Origin of the sequence: Legionella parisiensis, from assembly GCF_001467945.1 — a bacterium.
Lineage (GTDB): Bacteria > Pseudomonadota > Gammaproteobacteria > Legionellales > Legionellaceae > Legionella > Legionella parisiensis.
This window is the reverse complement of sequence record NZ_LNYQ01000013.1, coordinates 2,566,095-2,586,586: the sequence shown is the minus strand read 5'-3', so window position 1 is coordinate 2,586,586 and position 20,492 is coordinate 2,566,095. Positions and strand designations below refer to the sequence as shown.

The following is a 20,492-nucleotide window of genomic DNA, read 5'->3' as shown; positions in this document are numbered from 1 at the left end:
TTTATTATTTGGGGGACATGGTTGTATGAAAATCACTGTGGGCAAAGATAATTTTAATAATATCGGGGATTTTACTGACTATTTAGAAACTAAATACGAGCAAGATAAGTTGGTTTCTGAAGAAGTCACTGTATTTTTAAATTGTAATGAATTTCACCGAGAAGACCTCAGTAAGTTGGTTGATTTTCTTTCAAGGCCAGAGCGTACTAGACTTTACAAATTCGAAGTTATTCCCCTGCAGATGCGATACCAGTTAGCTTTTGATAATGCATATCTGATAAGTAAACGACAAAAATTTTCTTTCGAATTCCAACAACAAATTGCTGAGCTCTTTAACTCTGTATTTTTTTTTCATCCTCAAGCCAATAGAATTCGAAAAACTAAAAAGAATTGGGTTGATGGCATAGAAAAAAACAGCATGGGTTTACAACTTCAATATCAAATTCCATCGCAACATGAAAAGCCGCAACAACAAAAAAAAGTAACTCAGCGGAAGCGCAAAAATAAAGAGGAGCCACAATATCAACACCCCGAAAGAACTCCTTTGACACTCGACCCTGGGTTTGCGGAAGAAAACGCGCGCAACATAGTAGGTTCTTATCGTCAATTTAGTCTCTTGAAAAAAGATTTTAAAAGCTTGGATCGTGATAGAACAGCGTTTAATTATTTACTGAGTGATAATAGCTCGACTGAACAACGTCAAGCGGCTTTTATTTTATTCTTGACTGAGTTGACAGAAAATAATGGACCCAAATTAAAGAGGATAAAAAGCTTACTCCAAACCATACCTCTATCTGACCAGCACTATAAAGGTCTTGTTCAAGTATTAACTCATACTGGTTCTGATGGTGTGTTACTTTTATTGCAACAACTTAAAGTCTTACATGATAAGGAATTTTTTAGAGACTTTGATGCGCTATTTCTCGATAAGCCTGAGAATTATCTTGCATTGATGTCGCCCCAAGGTTTGGCAAACCTTAAAAAATTGAGTGAATTAAGTGGTGAGGAGAAAATATGGTGGGTTACTTTAGTTTCTCAACATAAAGCTGCGGGAGATTATACTGACTTCAACGATTTATTTGTAGCATATAATTATTTTCTGGAGCAACTGGAGAGGAAGAAACTGAAGTTACCCTTCTCCTGTACTTTAGAAAATATCAGAAATATGAAGCACACATTAGATCGCTTACTGTTCATCATAAATAACAGTAGTGACCCGGAAGAGCAACTTACTTATTTAGATGGGCTAGATCTTGAGGCAGCTTACCATGCCAGTTGTTATAACGGCTATAAGCTGGTAGCAAGGCAAATGAATTTAAAACCCAAGGTCGATGAGGGGGGCTTTGATTATTCAACCCCCACAATGCCGAAGGAAGTGAGTGCGTGGTTAGGCCATTTGGACCTTCCATATGAGGAAATTGTTGCTCGTTTTTATCGTTTTATTGGCGGACAGGAATGGGCATTTAGTCTCAATGAATATGAAAATATTGAACAGGACATTAGTAGCAATCAAAAGCTGAATAAGCAGAATAAAATATTATTACTTAGTATGATTGCTTTAGTAACTACGGGACAACGGGCTTGCACTAAAACCGAAAATCCTTTTGCCCAGGTTAAGCGTTTGCTCAATCAATTCATTACAATTACTGAGGAATTTGACGAACACTTAAACAGTCAATTATCGACAGTACTTCTCGCTTTTTTGGGCTCACTGGAGCGTTGCCATTGGGAATCAATGCCCACTGCTGATGAGTTGAATCAGGTTATTGATTTCTTATTCCCTATGCAAATGGCAAAAGTCGCAGACGTAGCAAGGCAAGACTTTCTGGAGATGAGTTCGTTTGCTTTAAAATTCATGGGTGAATACAATAATGCGGCATCAATAGTTATCGATAATTATCGAAGACGTTGTGCCATAGAGCAGACATCTACTGTTCCTATTCAAAAATTTGCTTTGCCAGTTTTGCTAAAGCATTTGGTTGCTCCTTCTAAACTGAATCAATTTCTGCCGGATCTGTTTCACGATCAACCCGAATCACTTTCTCAGTTTGTGGTACTTCTTTCATTATGTAGCGATGAAATATCAGAAGCTACAGGACATGATCAAGACGATAGCGAATTCGAGATAAAAATAAAAACTCTTGCACAGGCTGTACATGACATGCAGGCCGAACGTAGGCGACAGTTATTATCTATTCTCGCTGATATAAATATTGAAGCTTCTTATCGATTACCTTCCCTGGAACAACTGAAAAAAACTGTTGATTCAGTGACAGAGGCAGAAGCGGAGTTGAGTGTACTGCCAGTCTTTGAAAATCAAAAAGCAGGGATTCTTGCAATTGTCCGTACTGAATTAGCAGATCTAAAAATAGGGGAAGAGCCAGTTAACGAAACAGCAATTAATCTTTTTAGCATACTGAGACAAAGTTATAAGGAATGGCAACTCGAGAGTAAGCTTGCGAATTTACCGGAAAAATTACAAGGATATTTGGAATCCTGGATGGATTCCCATTATTGTGTATTACACTATTTGGATCGAGAGCCCCCTAGCCCAACAATGATCTTCGAGTCATTGGCTGAAGCGGAGCAGGAAGCTAAGAATTTATTGGGTAGTAGGTGGTTTGCTTGGACGTTATCAGGATTTCCTCAAGAAAGAATACAAATGAATCAAGCATTGGGGGCTGAATTTTTTACAAAAAAATCCTACTTGTCTGTTTTGAAACCTAGAATAGAAGCCAATTATCTATCGAGTTTAATTGCCGCGTTAAAGCCATTACAAACAAATCAGGATTTTGATAACTTTCTATTGGAGCAAATTAAAGAATTAAATATCGACCGACCCATCGACGAGTCACTGCAGGAATTGGGGCAGCAATTAGATATCGTGAATGGTTTAATTAATTCCTTAACTCGCATTAAAAACCAAAACAACATTGAGTTTCACCGTTGTATTGCATTATTAACTGATGGAATTAAGTCCATAGTGCCTGAAAAATCTTTTTTAACTGCGGTTCAGATGAAGGATTTACTGGATACTTTGAGTCAAGGAAAAACGGTTTCAGTTGCATCGTCCTTAGCTATTTTATACAAAATATTAAAAGAATCACCAAAATATACAGCGGAGCAGTTACGTAATGCTTTGAGCGAGGTTGCTTATTTAACAAAATACCGAGAAGATCTTGGGAAAGAGGCATATGACAACTTATTGCGTTGTTCATTCGCTCATAATTTAAGCCAGAAATCCGTATTTCCATTAAAAGAAATGATAGGATTGAAGTCCTTAACTGATGTAGATGAAAAGCATTCCGAAGTTTTGTTCGATACGCTGATTCACGTAATAGAAATAGCAGGTCCAGATGTTGATGAGCAAATACTTCAAAATGTCATTGATAAAATCACATCAATTACCCAGGCCAAAACGACAGTACCATCATTGGTCCCATTGCTTACTTTATTATTAAAAACTTGCACTAAAGGCAACAAGACTGAGTTGACCCGCTTTTACAACGTAGTCAATAAGTTGGAAGCAACAGATGATTCCGAGTTAAATAATTGGGCAAAAATATTGCTTATACTGCAAGAGCATGTAACCGATAAAAACATTCATCGCCTGTTAGACGTGCTGGCAGGGCTTGAATTAAATCAACAATATTTACAGGAAATCGTACTATTATTTGATTATCCGCCTTACCCAGAGATAGAACCATTTATCAAAATATTAAATGGGTATGTTCAGGATCTCAGAACTTATGTTGATGAATTTGATAAAGATCCAAAAGCAGGGCGCGTTCCTAAAAAAAATGCATCTGATGTGGTTCTAAAAGACTCGGAACAAGTTCTTGATGAGCAATTTGAGACCTCGCAAGTGAAACGAGTCATCGCGGACATTAAAAATATTTTTTCAGGAACTTCTTTAAGTAGCCAGGAGCAGTATGATCTAGCCCAACAAGTTACCTATATTAATGCGATAGGAAGAGCGAAGCCTTTAACTCTGGTTGTGGACGATGACTCAACGGCGAAACACATTAAAGTCTATAAAAATTTAACTAAAATAAGTCGCACCGAGTTGCGTGAACTATCAGATACATTGATTGCTGGACTAAGAGAACCGGATCTTGATGCTCATGAGAAGCTAAAAATCCAATTAAGGCTACTTGCTGTATTACGTGAACAATATTACCGGACTACGGGAAAATTTGTTGATACCACACAGCTTATTGCGGTTTTAATGTCATTAAAAAATCAGCAAAGCAATATGCTGATGGAAATTGATGGTGAAGAAAGTAATAGTATTGCAGCTGCATTATTTGCAGTAATGCAATGGGTTGAGGCTGATGGGGGGACAGTTGATGTGTGTGCACCCGCTCGTGAGGTCATGGCTCAAAGTTATAAAAATCATGCCAAAGATTTTTTTGCTTATCTGGGTATTGCTTCAAGTAGCATTGAGATAGGTGCTCCCAAAGGAACCTATAAAGTTGGCGGGATAAACTATTCCACTATAGGTGACCTAGCGTTATATCGTTCTCGGGCCAAAGCTGAAAATGAAAACTTAACCGCTTACAAGGATAGTCGTGCTGCATCAAGTAACTTAATCCTTTATGGATCTGATTTTTCAGAATTAGATGAAAGAATTTTATTTAATCTTGCTATTAGGGCTAAAGACGATGAGGGTAGTGAGAATAATCCTTACACATGGATTTATTTTTTAGTTAATGAATTTATTGATCAGGAACAATTCAATATTTTAGATTTGAATAACGGTTGGAGCACGGACCAGGATGTAGATAAGCTAAAAGAATTTTTGTACCGGTATGCTCCTACGGGCTTGCATAGAGCACAGTTAAATACTTTACCAAAGGATAAACTTAATTTATGGATTAATTCAGCAGTAACAGCTCAACGTTTCGTTGAAGGTGAAGATTTTGTTATTCCACCTTCTGAAACAGTACAGCATGTTGCTATTCCCCTAAGTCAAAAAACGCGCCAAATCGGTTTCACCTTTATGGAACATCAATTTTTGCATGCCCGATTACAAATAGAACATCCCGATTGGGAGTTCGTTATTGGACCAGAGATGCGTTTTGTTGATTCTGTTTCAACTAAAGAGTTCATTGATGACTATAAAAAGCAAGGGCGTATTATTAGTATTTCCAGAGACTTAGAAAGACGAGATGGATTAGTTGAACAATGCAGCAAGTTTGACATGACTGTTACGTGTCAAATACCTGCTCATCAAAAAAATAAGCCTAAAGAATTAGTTGCAAAGGAAACTGTTAATAAAGAAGCTCATTTACAAGCTCTTATTGAAGCCATCAAGCAAGCAAAAAATGGACAACCTATTGTTATCCTTGCTAAAGACGCTCATGAGGTAGAATTCCTTGAAGGAAAACTGAAAGAGCTATTTACTAAAAAAAATATTGCTGCATTTAAAGATGCTGGCAAGTTACAAGAAAACTGGATAAAAAATCAGTGCGGCAAAGAAAATACAATAACTATTGTTACTTCAAGACTCGGACAAAAATCTTCTTTTGATACAAAGCATACTAAAGGGTTTTTGACGATTCAGACTGAATTGAATACTCCTCATGATACGCAGCAAATTATGAATCATATTGCCGGAAATGATAAACCAGGTAGGCATATTGTAATTTATGAAGAGTATGGATCATTTTTATCACAATCTTGTTTCTATCAGTCCGATGAGGGCCGTGAGGAAATGCTTGTTGAATTAGCGCAGGTAAAAAGGCAACGAAATGAGGATATTGCGGTTGAGCGTCATTACATTCAAACAGCTTCTAATATACAACAGGTAGTTCTACAGCAATTCAAGGAATGGAAAGAATTTTTACATCTTGTTTATCCAAAATCTGAATGGAAAACATTGGATGCTGAGTTATTGGTCCAAAGAGATGACTTGATTCTTGTTTTGAGTGAACAATGGGCCGAATGTCTTGCGCATTCTGATCCCCAGAAAAAATATTCCAATCCTTATGTGCGTCGTAATGTTAATAAAGAATTACTTACGAGAACACTGGATGACGCAGTGGCTGCCTATGAAGTTGCGGTCAATGTGATTTGGGAGCAGCAATGTGACTTTCTTAAAGAAAAGGCTAAGCCTTTCCTTGTAGAAGATTCAGTCAATGCGCTGAGGTTTCATTATCTGGATGGAGTGTCATTAAGTGAACAATTGCAGCTTCATCGATTGGCAGAATATGAAAGCAAAAAAGAAATGCTTGCTCAGAAGAAAAAGACGCGTCGTTATGTTGAATCTGGATTGGAAGTAAACGGAGCGATGCTGCGCTTTACTGATGGCAATGTAGAGGCTTATTGTGGTGCCTTTGTTAAAAGCCAGGTAAAACTATTTGCTGCAGATATTTGCCGTATTATAAAAAATAATGCTTATTTAAATAAAACCACGCAATCATTATTGGTTAGACAAATTGAGCGAGCAACGAATTTAGATATTCTCATTGATCTTTTAATTGATTATGCGAATTATTTGCCTGAAGATCGATTTGCTGAAAAATATGCCATGCAGCCAATAATTCAAGAATTGTTAAGGGTGTATCAACAAGCCGATCTTGAAGAAACAGAGGAGTTGCGGGAATTAAAAACAATTTATTTGGATCAAGTGGCGGCAGAAATTGTTGTCGATTTGGAAAGCAGCCTATCTTGGGCAATGAAAGAACATCGCGGCTTAGGATATTTACTCGAATGTTCTGCTGTTACTGATGCTGCGGACGCCATATTGAATGCCACCTACATTTTAAAAGGTGCTAAAACGTTACCTGAAAGGCAAAGTGCGATTAAGAACTTGTATACTGTATTGATAAAACATGAAGTGCAACTGGAAGGTTTATGGATATTTTCTTTTGGCTTCCATAACATACGTACTTTAATTAAAGGAACTCTAGCTACTCTTGATGGATTAGCGGCGATGAGTTCCAATGAAAATGAATTGGATGCTGATTTTATACATGATTGTAAAGAGGCGTCTCTGTATGAAGTGATGAAAGGAAAACTGGATTTTGCGATTCAAGTTATTGAGGAGGAAGAACCTCTATTACAAAAAAATGGTCAATGGAATGCGATTAAGAGCACATTAAACGCAATGCAAGCAGAAAATAACACGATCTATGGTTTTTATGAAATGTATTATTTTCTCGCAGATAAAGTAGGAGATTTGACGAGAACAAGTTCTAAGCTACAAGAGTTTGCAATTCGTCTGCGAGGAGAGGTTCGCAATCTTTGTGAAAAATTTAGCCAGGATCATAAGGAGTTACTTAATACGAGTAAGTTTTTGACACGTAAGGCGGATAATCTTAAAGAAAAACTTAATGGATTAAACGGGTTTGCTGTGAAAGAGGTTAGGCTAAAAGAAGGACATAATGGTTTTAGTGATTATTTTGATTTAGTGATCAAAGGTACTGGTTCGCATCCTTTACTCCATAATTTTACCCAATATAATTCTCGTGCTCACGAGCTAACCGAAGAGCGAAAAATTTTGGAAGCGAGACTAGTCAAAGTGAATGAGCAACTTTTAGCTTTTGACCGATTGATAAAAGAGCAATTACCCCTGCTTCAATTTGGAGCAAAAATTAAACCGAACATAGAGCTATTTCCTAAGAAATTTCAGGACCAGGTTAATGAAGTTCTGGTTTTAAAAGAATATGTGGCCGAGCAAATACCTAAAGATTTAAGCTCCTTTTCTGAAAAAGTCCGCAATAGTTTTCTCGATAGAGAGTTAATCAAAACATTTAAGTTTCCTGATTTGCAACCAGAAGAAATCGATAAAATTCAGGATATCATTTTAAAAATCGGATTTATGGATTTGCATGGGCGGATGGTTGAAGGCATGAAACCTAAAACTGTCTGGGGGAGTATTTCTTCTTATGTGGCAAGCTATGTCTTTACTCCAGAAGATATGGAAGATTGGCGTTTGGATTTTAATGAATTATTAAGAAGACCCGAAGGCAATTTGATCCATGCATTTCGTCCAGATATTGAAAAGAAGCAAGGTGTACTAGCCTCCGAGCTTGGTAACTTGCGGCAACAGATAGCAGAACAAGTAGAGTCTTTGAAACAACAAGTTGCATTTCTCAATGAGAAAATTGATGAGGAACAGAAAAAAGGTGGGATTTATGTTATGCGAATTACTAACCCATCTGAACTTTTGGAATTTGAGAAACAGCTATCCGTCATTAAAATGAAACAAGCGCAACCTATTCCCCAAGTAGCACTGAAACCCGCGATACGGTCAGAAATCAGGCATCCACAAGCTGATCTATCGGATCAAACAAACAAAACTATGGAACTTTTTATGTAATAAATTTGTAGCGCTGGTAAAAAGAGCTACATAAGTTACAAAAAAAGCTCCATGTGCTCGCTTTCCTTCCAAACTCTAATGCAGCGAGTTTGGAAAGAGGTTTACTCAATATCACAAATTCAAAAGGCGAGCTCCTTTATTGTTTAAATATTGAACTATAATCAGATCAAGGTGATATTGAAATCTGGAACGGCAATGTTATCTCCTGAAGTAGTAAAGGTTATTGATGCGATTGGTGAAAAAATTGAAACCAATAAATTTGAATCATTAACTTTTGAAGATATTAAAAATGCATGTTTTATGGTGATTGGACGGATAGAGCACTTAAAAGTCAGTAAAAAACTTCCTACCCTGGATAATTCTAAAGAAAAAGAACTGATCGCATATAAACGTACTGTGATGCACTTGATAGAATGGCAAGCACGATTTATTGAAATGAAGAAAACTAACGTATTAGGAAATTACATTGCGGATTTGAATTTCTTACGTGAAATGCTCCATTCTGTACCTGATGTACTGGGTGGGGTTTATAAAGCAGAAATGGAAAAAATTAACTTTTACCTTTCCAATATGATCGGCAACATAAATAAGCTAAAAAATAAATTACTTGAAGCAAATTGTTTTGATGTTGCTTTAACGGCACATACACAATGTGCATATGAAATAACTTTCTTATATTCTAAATTACTCGAGCTACACTATACAGCTAAAATGCGCTACTCAGTGGTAATTAAAGGATATTTTGAAGCAATTCAGGAAACTTTTGATTTTTATTTAGCAGAGATCACCTATTTTCGAGATCTTGAAATTATCAATGCTAAATGTTTGAGCTATTGCGTAATGAATTACCTTCCTAAAAACGTACGACATTAAACTGTCAAGTTCACTTTTACTTCTTTTAGCCATCACCATCACTCATTGTCAAATAATTTGCAAATTAGACACAATAATCGCAGTAAATATAAAAAATACTATACTTTGATAAAATATAAACATAAATCAGGTAGTGAATGATGGGAATACTTCATATATCACCAGATGAACATTTAAAACGGGTAATGGGCAATCCAAGTGATTTAATCCTGAAACAGCGTGAGTTATCCGAGGCAACTTATCCGCTTTTGGTTTCTTATTTAGGATGGCTCAGAAGGCTTAATGCGATTCAAAATAAAAATGACGTAATTCATCAAAACGAACAAATTTTTAAAGAATTCGTGCATGTGTGCGAACATAATTTGCTCTTTTTTCTGACGGTTAGTGGGCGTTTTGATATCATTCGCGAACTTTTCAAAGATAAGCATTTATTGACAAAAGAAATTGCATTACTTGAAGAAATTGAAAAAGAGTGCGCACAAGCTGCCGCAGCAAATATACAAAAATTTTTATTTATCCCCCCAAAAAAACAATCATCAACACTCCAATCTGAGGCACCTAAACCACCACATCTACCTACATCAGAATGGGAAAAGTCGCTTTACGGTATAACGAATATGAGTTTGTATCAATATTATGAAGAGGAAATGGAGCGAATTACTCACATCCATCATGTAAAGCAAATTAAACTCATTGATACATCTTATGAAGAACATATTGTCTTGATGCAAAAGGCATTAAATTTAATTTCTCAAGATGAATATATTTGTGAAGAAACAAAGCAAAAGGCAATTACACTGTATAACACTTTAATTACAATGAAAAATGAAATGGAATTAGAGTATGCTCAGGTGGATCCATTGGATGGAGTCTCGTCAGAGTTGGAGCTCATGGAGCAACAGTACCAAGTGAAACAAGGAAAACTTAAAGAAGCTCAAGAGGCTTTCGATGCTTTTTTTGAAGAGGTTCGTCACGAATCACCACAATTGCAAATGATTTATGAGGAACATCATGAAATTGTCAAAAACTTTGAAAAAGAAAGCCAAGCAATTAAAGCTGAGTGGCAGAGAGAGAAGGAGACGCTATCTACTCAATATGAAAATGCACGTGCTCATGCTTTGGATGACATCGATAGTGGTTTGAGCTTAATTATTGATGAATTAAAGAAGTGCCCTGCCGATGATCTGGATGAAAAACAAATAAGCAAATTGGATGCTTCGTTGCTTCGATTACACGAGTATAAAGTAAAATTAAGAACAGTTGAGCGTTATGAATCAACCCAAATTTTATTAAGCGCATGCAATAAAGACTTGGAAACGATAGCGAGTATTATTAAACCAATACTATCGGATGAAGCAAAAAAGTGTTTTGACCTCAATGTATACTTTTTGAAACAAATGTTTGTTGCTCCACAAGATAGTATTGATACCATGATTCCCACTTCACATAATTCTTTACAAGAAACGGTTGATAGGGGTTCTGAATCTTCTAAATCCAATGTTCCTGAGCCTAAAGAGCTAGTCATCAAGGGAAAATCAAGTATGCCAACTGATGAGCTTGCAGAGGCAAAACAGCTTCAACCAGAAGGTGAAAGGATTGAACCGATACATTTACCTGAAAAACAAAACAATGAAGCAGAATTAGATAAACCTGTTATCAAGCTAAAAAGCACAGAGCAGCATGAGTCCGTATCCTCTAAAAAATCAGCACAGGTCGAACGATATGGTTTTTTTGTGAGCGCTGTAAGTGATGGGACTGAACTTATTGAATTTGATTCGGAAAAACAACGCAATTATGAATCGGCACTAAAAGAGTTATCCAGTGTTCTTAGTGACTTGAATGAAGAGGTCGAGCCTAAAATTGCAGAAAAAATAGGAAAAATCGAAACTCTTATTAAAGATGCAAAATCAATGGGATTTGATAAAGCGAGCCCAACTCATATTCAAAAAATTTGTGATGCATGTGATTTAGGAATTGATTATGATCCCTTAAACCATGTAAAAGATAGCCTTGCCTCAATGCTTCATTCCCAAAATAAACATCAAAAAAGTGTGGGAATGTAATCCATTTTTCCTAATCATTGGAATATTATATGACAGCATGCTCCCATTTTTTGGTATAATTAAACCAATTTTTTATGATAGGGAGAGAAAAAAATGCCGTCAATTTATGAAGATGCATTATGGGAGGCTGTAAGTAAAAAAGAATATGAAAAAGTTAAAACACTGATTACCCACCATCCAGAGTTGGTGAACGCAGTAAATAACAATGGCAGGACACTTCTTATGAGGGTTGTTCTTGCTCTAGTTCCCCCCTTGGATCTAATTCAATTTATTGCAAAACATCCCGATCTTAGTTTTGAAAATAAAAGCCCAGAGGCTACCCAAACAACTGTTGGAGCAATTCTTTCTACAGGACGCCCAGATATATTGGAAATTTTTGCTGAAGATAAACGCATAGTTTTGGATGGTGATAAATTAGCTTATACAATAGCCAAAAAAAATTTGGAAAGGGCAGCAAAAGGTAAGCTAGAAAATTACACGAAAATGCTTACTATCATTCGGGATGCAACCATACGATATGCAATTGCAACCGATGATCCCACCTTACTCGAACGATTAGAAAAAGCAGGAGATAATCTTTCTGAAGCGTTGAGCGATGGAACGCTTCCTGTGCGTTTAATCACTAAAGAGAATCCTGCTCCTAACACGAAATCATGGTTTCAATCTCAAATTGGAAAAAATGGGGTGAGTATTGCGACTCATGTTGACTCATTTTTCTCCCATACCCATGAAATGCAAAAAACAAAAGAACAAATGGATGAACTTAATCGTCATAAATTGGAAGAGGATATGAAGTTGCTCGATAAGAATTATACGAGCACTTTAGAAAGTATGGATAAGGTTGTGAGTACCATTGGTTTTTCAAGTTAAATTAATGTGATTGAATCGGGGATTGTAACCTGGGCAATCAAATCCTGGCGTCTGTTTCCATTTTCTAGATTGAGCCCAGATGGAAACAGATCTTAAGAATTTTTCATTCTATCTTGTAAGCTATCAATAAATCATTTAATTTGTATAATCTATTGTAACATTGATGAAGGCTTTAACCTCTGGTTTAAGAAATGGCAAAGCAGTAATCGAGAGCCTTTATTCATCCTTTGGGTTACCAAACTGCATTGACTGCTACATTGGGTTTGGAGGTTGCGGAACAGAATAAAAGGATTAGATGCTGTTCATAAATGAGATGGGGGAAGGAGGTACTAGCAAGTTAAGGATTGTTGAATTCTTTATCAACATAACCCTGAGACTTATAATATGGAATGGGGAAAAAACAATTTTTTATCACTTTATCTCACATTTTGGCTCTGGTAAGAGTAAAAACAAAAAATGATCTATATCATGGGTTTAATGATGAGGATTTACAGATTTTTAAAAAAGTTAATTGATAAAGGATGAACCATGACAGTTTTTACTAGAAATTATTTATAAAAAAATTCCAGGAATAATACCGTGTGGTATAAACACGAAGCTGAAGGTTTAACCCTTCACTTATATGTTCAGCCAGGTGCCAAAAAAACAGAGATTGTCGGGATTTATGAGGGTGAACTTAAAATTCGCTTAAATGCACCGCCAATTGAAGGTCGTGCCAACAAAGTATTGTTGAAGTATATTGCGCAGATATTTCAGGTACCAATAAAAAAAGTTGAATTACAGCGCGGGGATAAATCAAGACATAAACTAATTAGGGTTATCAATAGTGAGGTAGCACCTGATGATTTGTTTTGAATCGAAGCGTAAAATTTTGCGATAGTAGGAATGTAATGGACCCTAAAAGCAACGAACACTTAATGAATTGAATTTTATGAAAATTGAACAGTTTCCCATTTCCTTTAATACCACAGGTCGCGGCACTCAGGATATAACTGATGCAATAAAAAATATTCTGGCGAAAGTCACAATCCAACAGGGCTTATGCCATTTATTTCTCAAACATACCAGTGCTTCTTTGATGCTTTGTGAAAATTATGATCCTCAGGTTCGTATGGATTTGGAAAATTTCATGGTGCGGTTAGTTCCTGATGGTGATCCTCTTTTTAAACATGTGAGTGAAGGTAAGGATGATATGCCTGCACATGTTCGTACTGTGTTAACTCAAACAAGCTTAACCATTCCAATTCAAAGTGGAAAATTAACGTTGGGGACATGGCAAGGAATTTATCTTTACGAGCATCGCTATCAATCACAAAAACGTCATCTGGTTATTACTGTTGTTGGAGACTAATCAAGCGTTTTTGGTATACTATCCGGTCTAAATTGTTAATTTTTTTGAATTGGAATAATAATGCCCCAGATGCCCCAATGTCCTCAATGTAATTCAGAATATACTTATGAAGATGGTAATCAATTCATTTGTCCAGAATGCTCCTATGAATGGGCAAAAGATGGAGCAGAAGAACACGGACATGATGAGCAACGAATTATCAAAGATGCGCATGGTCAGATTCTCCAGGATGGGGATACAGTGACAGTAATTAAAGATCTCAAGATAAAAGGGTCATCACAAGTAGTAAAAATTGGTACTAAAGTAAAAAACATTCGTTTGGTTGATGGTGATCATGATATCGATTGTAAAATTGATGGAGTTGGCGCCATGAAATTAAAATCTCAATTTGTTAAGAAGGGATAAATAGAGATGCATAAACCACTGCACATTACTTTTTTATTTTATGAAGGAATGACTGTTCTGGATGCAATTGGCCCTTATGAGGTACTAAGTCGTTTACCAGAAGTTGTGGTGCAAAGGGTTGGCCTAAACTCAGGACCGGTACGTACATGTTCCGGACTTACTCTGATTGCTGAGCATGCAATAACCGATATTTCACATACCGATGTTTTATTGGTTCCAGGGGCTGGTAATGCAACCGCATTGCGTGAATTTCCTGAAATACTTGCATGGGTTAAAGCAACTCATGAACATACCTTATGGACTACCTCGGTCTGTACTGGAAGCTTAATCTTAGGTGCAGCAGGGATTTTATCAGGAATTAATGCGACCACTCATTGGGCTGTAATGAATCGCTTAAAAAACTGGGGAGCAATACCTACACACAAGCGGTTTGTTGAGGATGGAAAAATCATTACAGCAGCTGGTGTTTCAGCAGGTATTGATATGGCATTATATCTTGCTGCAAAACTTGCTGATATAAACGTAGCGCAAAGCTTACAACTTGGCTTGGAATATGATCCTGAACCGCCATTTAATTCGGGCTCACCAGAGAAAGCACCAAAAGCACTGGTTCTATCTCTTCGTGAACGCCTGTTAATAAATAAGTTTGAACCCGAATAATTTAGGGCATGACATAGATTATCAAGGCAATTAATCCGGCAATGGCAATGATTGGATGAACCAGTACTGCTAATTTAGGGACCTTTTTCACTTTCCTGGCAAGCGTAACCAATGTTAACCCTCCTACTGCGGCACCAATCAAGATAACTAAGCTTGCAATAAAAAGGGATGGTTGGCCTGACATAAATGTAAGCATGTATACAATCATAATAAGTAGCCCTAATCCTGCAAAAATGCCATGAAAAGCCTTTGCTTTTTGATTAACCGGCCTATCTTGCAAAATTGCGGTCAAAAGAAAAAAACCACAAACCACTGCAGCAAGAAATAAAACAATAGCGAGTATTAACATTACAACCTCCTGTTTAAAAAATCATGCCTCATAACATTCTAGCCCCAGGTTCTACTTTGCTATCCCCCGACTAAAAAAACAATTGGTGTTTTAAGGTGTCACATAATTTTCTTTTGACTTGGGGATATTGAGAAGTTGGTTCTCTAATTCTTCACCCAAAGTATCTTTTTTCAGAGAAGGAGAGAAGTTGATGATAGGAGCTGGGTTTTTCAGGGCCTCAGTCAGACTGATAAATTTATATCCATTTTTTTGATACATTTCCAAAACATCACCTAATACGTAACTATTTAGAAGATTTGCATGAATTAATAATATTTGTTTGGCATTTTTCCCTTTAGAGCGTTTTTCAGCTCTTAAGGTTTGTTTCCATATATAAGCCAAATAGCGAGGTTTTAATTTTTGAATGTAATCTACTCGAGACCGATATGGAACTTTATAAAGCATTGCATTAAAGTCAAAATCTTTACTATCAATGGTTACTGGTGCAATGGTGTAATTATGCTCCTTGAGGTAATCATATACTTGTTGCTTTTTGGCTTTAGTGCCTTCTGCAAGATAGGGATACCGAAAATATTTTGGTTGGGTCATGATGGGAGTAAGAATTTTATCGGCGCGCTCCAAATCAGCAAGGTATTTTTCGGCACTCATTTGATTAAGATTATAATGTGAATAAGTGTGATTGCCTAACATAAAGCCTGCTTGACGAAATTGCTCAAGGAAGTCCCATTGACCTTTTTCTATTGCCCCTGCTATCACAAAGCCTGTAGCTGGGACTTTGTATTTTTGAAAAGTTTGCACAATTTGCGTAAAACGTTCTGTTGATCGTTCTCTATTTCCTGGGGTATTCATTCTTGAAGCAACAAGGGGCAAATCATCCATTGTAATTGCAATTTCTTTTTCATCAGCAAAACAAACCGAAGAAAACAATGCAATAAAAAGACAGAGTAATTTAAGCATCGATAGTCCTTTATCAAATTCTAATAACATGGATGGTAACATATTTCGATAGATACATTAAAAGAAGATTAGTCAACTGTAAACTCTATTATGTAGTAATCTCAAATGCATGATTTTATCCATCTCTATTCACAACTTGAAAAACAGATTACTGTTGATCAACTTCAAGTAATCGATTTTGCAATGAGTTTTTAAAAGTTCTGGCATTTATAAACATTAAGCGCATATTCCTTATGCCTAAAAAGGTACGTTTGCGTAGGTATTTTTTGACAGCGATCAAAATATTTTTCCAAGCAACTCTGCCTGTCGTATCGGTCGATATACAATGCTTCTTTTAATATTTTATCCGCAATTTTTTTATTGATGTCAGCGCTCCATAGAGCATATTGATTTTGAGCGGTATCACAACCTAAGGTATAAATGGTCGGTTTATTTTCGAGGAAGAAGAGCATACGTGCTGCAAACCAACCTGATGTAAAAATCGTGTCGGGTAATTGAGGGTAGGTAAAGTTTAATTTTTGGATTAAATGGTAAACAACAAGTTTCTTTGATTTGATCACATTAAATTTGGACGTGTTATCAATTAAAACGAAAAGGCTAATTACGGCATAAAACATGATTAATAATATGGCGAATTTACGATTATGGTCTGAAGTAGCCCAATATCCCAATAAAATGGCACTGCTCATTAGATACGGTGTGAGCCAGAACTCTCGGATCTCGGCTTTGCTGGATGTATATAAGTAAAAACAAAGAAAAGTAATACAAACGATTCGGCATAAGGTCACAATTAATGCACTTTTCTTATCCATTTTATGGTTTCGAACTAAAAAAGGAGGGAGAAGCATCATATTGAGTGAGGGCACAAATTGGGTAAAGAACGTTTTTATCGTATGATAAAAGGGGTTTATCTCATGCCGGAGTTTATGAGTGGTTAATTGATAAATAAATGATTGCCAATTATTTTGATAATTCCATAGAATCACAGGACTAAAAATAATAATGGCGAGAAGTGTAGCGAAATAAAAATGTTTTGTTTTAAAAACTGAGCGGTAAGTGAAAATTAAAAAAATAAGCAGGGAAAGTATTAAAACGATTCCGGAATATTTGGATAACATCATTAATCCGGCACTGACCCCGATGAAATAGAGATCTCTTACTCTATTTGTTTGGATAAATTTTACAGTAAAATACAAGGTTGATGCCCAAAATAAAGCAAGGGGCGTGTCATAGGTGGTTTGTCTTAAAATATCCAAAGTGACAAGCGGAGAAAACAGCCATGATAGCATGGCGATAAAACTTGCTTTCTGGGATAAAAAAAATCGGGCACTCTTATAAATAAGCCAACTGCTAAGTGCACTTACGGTGATACCTACACAACTCAACGCAAACAGGTTATTTCCAAATAACGAAGTTGCAATTCTAATAAAATAGGCAATCATGGGTGAGCCATCATAATAGGATAGCGCCAAATGGCGGCTCCAGTCCCAATAATAGTAAGTATCAAGAGATAATACGTTAATCGGTGCTATCAATAATAGGATGGTAAAATAGACGGTTAAAAACAGGTAGACATTTCGTGAGTTAAAAAAGTCGCACGAAATGATCTTGTTATTTGCGCCTGACATACCCGCATTTCCCAGCAGAATGCCTAAAGGTGAAATGATGTTCTTCAGATTTTTTATCATGAACAAGCTCATCTTCAATTACTAGGGACAAGTTTTTCTGCCCAGATATGCCGAGAATAAGCATAGTAATTTAAAAGAGAGATTAACCCTATGCCAAAACCCATGATTATATTTTCGCGCAATGCCCCACTGCCAAAGCAAAGAACTCCAACTCGCAACCAATAACTTTGCAAATTTATTATAAACACTGAATAAATGGTAAAAAGGATAAGGCGCTTTATTTTTAAAGACCAGTGCAATTTATGCTTCACGTTAAAAGTAAGCTTGTTATTCAAAATGAAATTATTAATGATTGCTGTACATACTGCAATTTGTGAGGCCTCGAAAGGAGAAAACTGAAAATATCCACGCAATACATTATAAGTAATAAACTGTACAAAAATACCCAAGGAGCCAACGAGACACATTTTTAAATAGCGCCTGGCCTCATGATAACGCAAAGTAAAAACGACGCGTAAAGAATCGCCAATGCTGTTTTTAGGTAATTTACTGTACCCAGTGTTTCGATCGATAAAATCAATAGGATACTCACGAATTTTTGCTTTATTTTTATGCAAAAGCCAAAGCAACTGCATTTTATATGCATAGTGATTCGTAAGGAATCGATGTGGTAGAATTTTTATAAGCTGTTGCCGCCGAGTAGCGCGAAAACCGCTGGTAAAATCCTTGTATTTGGGTGTCAGCACCGCTCTGGCAACATAATTACCCAAAATAGAGAATAATTTGCGATGCAATTCCCAGTTTTTCGGAATACTCCCTCCATTCACATAACGGCTTCCCAACACACAATCACAGGTTTGCAACATGTCCAACATTGGACGAATATATTTCGGTTGATGGGAAAGATCGGCATCAAATTCAAAGATAATGTCTGCATTCAAAGAAACTAGCGCAAAATTCATGGCTTGCAAATATGCTGAACCAAGTCCAGATTTGGTGGATTCATTTTGTAAGTGCAATTTCGGATAATTGTTCTGCAATGAGGTAACAATTTGTTGGGTATCATCGGTAGAAGCACTATCAAAAATTAAAATATGTATATCGTATTGCTCAATGAGTTCTACCGCTGTAAAAACTTGCTCTACTGTTGTTTGAATGACTGGCGCTTCATTATGCGTCGGAATGATAATTACTACCTTCTCTTTTCCTAATGAATTTTTTTCAATGGAATCAGAGGGATTATTTGCATCAAAAATCAACTTTATATCTCGGATTTATGGATATTTGAGGCAATGAGTGTATCAATTAGTTTTTAGAAAAAAAAGAGGGTATTTATGTTCTTAACCTCTTCGGTTGATTTTTGCTTTTAAACATTTTTTCTATTTTTAACTATTTTTTTGCAGAAAATTAACACTATTGTTTTAATATGTTATTGATAATCCATAGTACAATTGAACAATTTCTCCCAATTCATCTCAATGAGTTTTGTATGGGAAAATCAAAAATTAGTCTCATAAAACATGCCTTTTTTAATAGTTCATTTAAAAAAACCGATTTTTCTTTTAAAGAAGAAGAGTTTCATCTAGACCAATTAAAATACGAGTTCTCGTCTTTATACCAACTAATTATATCCAATAAATCAAATTGGACGGAAGATGGCCCTGCAGTGCTTTATCTGGGCTTTTTGTGCGATTTTCTGATTTCTTATTATGAGCTGGATTATGTAACTTCTGATTTGGAAAAATTAAGAGAATGTCGAAAAAAAATAGAAGAATTTTATAAAGTAGGGTGCTTACAAGAAAAACAAAATTCAATTGAGGTCTTCTCTGAGTTTATGCAAGAGGAAATACGGACGAATGCTCAGGGGTACCTGTCTTCGTTTACCAGCATTTCCAAGCTGCGCCAATATATTGGCACTATAAATACCAAACGGTCTCAATTTTCCTATAGTCGTGGTTTAGCAAATTATGCAATTACTTATCTACAAAAGAGTTCTATTTCTGAGTTGATTCAAGAGATTAATAAAGTTCTTGGCAATCAATACAGTTTTAAAGAAGGTATTAATTTTTTAAACAAATCACGAGAAGCTATTACTGATCTGGGTATTTCGCTCTATGCACTTCGTTTTTTCATCAATTTAATATTGATGATCAAACATATTGTCGAGTCGGCAATAAGCGACGAATTATCAACAAGGAAAGTGCTGAAACAAGAAATGGAAAAGCGTGGCTTTGCGATGGCCAATGATTTGGTTTGGGCAGTAGTGGGTTTATTGACCACATATAATAATTTTTTTCACATTGCTGATACGGCCGTTCCCCTCATCACGCTTGCTTTTTTGACGTTTGATACATTTTTGCTTTTAGCTCAATGGATTTTTGAAGCGCGTCAATATCATGAGCGTATGCATGAGTTGCAAGAGCAATTAAAAAAAGCAACAGTTTACGAGCACGCAATTATCCAGCGCCAGATTGATATATTGAACGATGAATGGGAGGCTCAAAGTGCTTATTTTGCAATTAACGTTTTGGGGGCAAATATAATTGCCACCTGTTTTGCAATTAGTCTATTATGCACCGGACCACTTGCTTTAGCCGGACTTGCATTGTTTAGTATGCTAGGGAATGCATTGTATAACACTTCGGAAGAATATAAGAAATATCAAAAATCCTCTATTGCCGTACGGCGTGAGTTGGCAAATGGTAACGTTCTGGATGATGAGCATCATCACCAACTCTTAAGAAAAATCAATGAAGAGTGTAATAAAGACTACTGCGAATTCTGGAAAAGTTTGGCATTCAATGTGGGTGGAATAGCATTTATTATTACTGCAGCCGTAGCGTCGTGGCCAATTGCTTTGGGTTTAACGCTTGTTTATATGGCTTATCAATTCAATAATGCGTATCAAAAACAATTGCACAATCAGGATGAAGATCCTCTGGATATTTATCGTCTACTGAGTCCTAATTAATCACCTTATCAAAGAGATAGGAAAGCAGAGTTATCTGGA

Annotated in this window: 13 protein-coding genes; 9 read left to right on the top strand and 4 right to left on the bottom strand. The window is 36.3% G+C overall.

What is annotated here, in order from left to right; translation table 11 throughout:
* The first annotated feature begins 25 nt into the window (after nucleotides 1-25).
* The 8 genes from Lpar_RS17490 to Lpar_RS17455 all read left to right on the top strand — a co-directional run bounded on the left by Lpar_RS17490 (nucleotide 26) and on the right by Lpar_RS17455 (nucleotide 14,548).
* Nucleotides 26-8,326: a hypothetical protein gene (locus Lpar_RS17490; RefSeq protein WP_058519042.1), complete on the top strand. Its 8,301-nt coding sequence runs from the start codon at nucleotides 26-28 to the stop codon at nucleotides 8,324-8,326.
* A 195-nt stretch (nucleotides 8,327-8,521) separates the two neighbouring features.
* Entirely contained in the window at nucleotides 8,522-9,199 is a 678-nt protein-coding gene (locus Lpar_RS17485) for a hypothetical protein (protein WP_058519041.1), read from the top strand.
* Nucleotides 9,200-9,336: 137 nt separating this feature from the next.
* The gene (locus Lpar_RS17480; RefSeq protein ID WP_237759439.1) at nucleotides 9,337-11,262 is read left to right on the top strand and encodes a hypothetical protein; all 1,926 of its coding nucleotides are present in this window, start codon (nucleotides 9,337-9,339) and stop codon (nucleotides 11,260-11,262) included.
* A gap of 93 nt (nucleotides 11,263-11,355) precedes the next feature.
* On the top strand, nucleotides 11,356-12,132 hold the full coding sequence (locus tag Lpar_RS17475) for a hypothetical protein (protein ID WP_058519039.1): 777 nt from the start codon (nucleotides 11,356-11,358) through the stop codon (nucleotides 12,130-12,132).
* Between the two features lie 579 nt (nucleotides 12,133-12,711).
* Nucleotides 12,712-12,987: a DUF167 domain-containing protein gene (locus Lpar_RS17470; RefSeq protein WP_058519038.1), complete on the top strand. Its 276-nt coding sequence runs from the start codon at nucleotides 12,712-12,714 to the stop codon at nucleotides 12,985-12,987.
* A 76-nt stretch (nucleotides 12,988-13,063) separates the two neighbouring features.
* Nucleotides 13,064-13,483, top strand: a complete 420-nt coding sequence (locus Lpar_RS17465) for a secondary thiamine-phosphate synthase enzyme YjbQ (protein ID WP_058519037.1) — start codon at nucleotides 13,064-13,066, stop codon at nucleotides 13,481-13,483.
* A 60-nt stretch (nucleotides 13,484-13,543) separates the two neighbouring features.
* A complete protein-coding gene (locus tag Lpar_RS17460; protein WP_058519036.1) occupies nucleotides 13,544-13,888 on the top strand; it encodes a zinc ribbon domain-containing protein YjdM in 345 nt (114 codons plus the stop codon).
* A gap of 6 nt (nucleotides 13,889-13,894) precedes the next feature.
* Nucleotides 13,895-14,548 (top strand): DJ-1/PfpI family protein, encoded by a 654-nt coding sequence (locus Lpar_RS17455; RefSeq protein WP_058519035.1) that lies wholly within the window; start codon nucleotides 13,895-13,897, stop codon nucleotides 14,546-14,548.
* Between the two features lies 1 nt (nucleotide 14,549).
* Here the strand turns inward: Lpar_RS17455 and Lpar_RS17450 are convergent, their stop codons facing one another.
* From Lpar_RS17450 to Lpar_RS17435, 4 genes are all read right to left on the bottom strand, one after another.
* Complete coding sequence (locus tag Lpar_RS17450) at nucleotides 14,550-14,897, bottom strand: hypothetical protein (RefSeq protein ID WP_058519034.1); 348 nt, start codon at nucleotides 14,895-14,897, stop codon at nucleotides 14,550-14,552.
* Nucleotides 14,898-14,987: 90 nt separating this feature from the next.
* Nucleotides 14,988-15,854: a polysaccharide deacetylase family protein gene (locus Lpar_RS17445; protein ID WP_058519033.1), complete on the bottom strand. Its 867-nt coding sequence runs from the start codon at nucleotides 15,852-15,854 to the stop codon at nucleotides 14,988-14,990.
* A gap of 191 nt (nucleotides 15,855-16,045) precedes the next feature.
* Nucleotides 16,046-17,542, bottom strand: a complete 1,497-nt coding sequence (locus tag Lpar_RS17440) for a glycosyltransferase family 39 protein (RefSeq protein ID WP_058519032.1) — start codon at nucleotides 17,540-17,542, stop codon at nucleotides 16,046-16,048.
* Between the two features lie 14 nt (nucleotides 17,543-17,556).
* Nucleotides 17,557-18,741, bottom strand: a complete 1,185-nt coding sequence (locus Lpar_RS17435) for a glycosyltransferase family 2 protein (protein ID WP_058519031.1) — start codon at nucleotides 18,739-18,741, stop codon at nucleotides 17,557-17,559.
* A gap of 230 nt (nucleotides 18,742-18,971) precedes the next feature.
* Here Lpar_RS17435 and Lpar_RS17430 point away from each other — a divergent pair, with 230 nt between their 5' ends.
* Nucleotides 18,972-20,453 carry a hypothetical protein gene (locus Lpar_RS17430; protein WP_058519030.1) on the top strand — a complete coding sequence of 494 codons (1,482 nt, stop codon included), beginning with the start codon at nucleotides 18,972-18,974 and terminating at the stop codon, nucleotides 20,451-20,453.
* Nucleotides 20,454-20,492 lie beyond the last annotated feature (39 nt).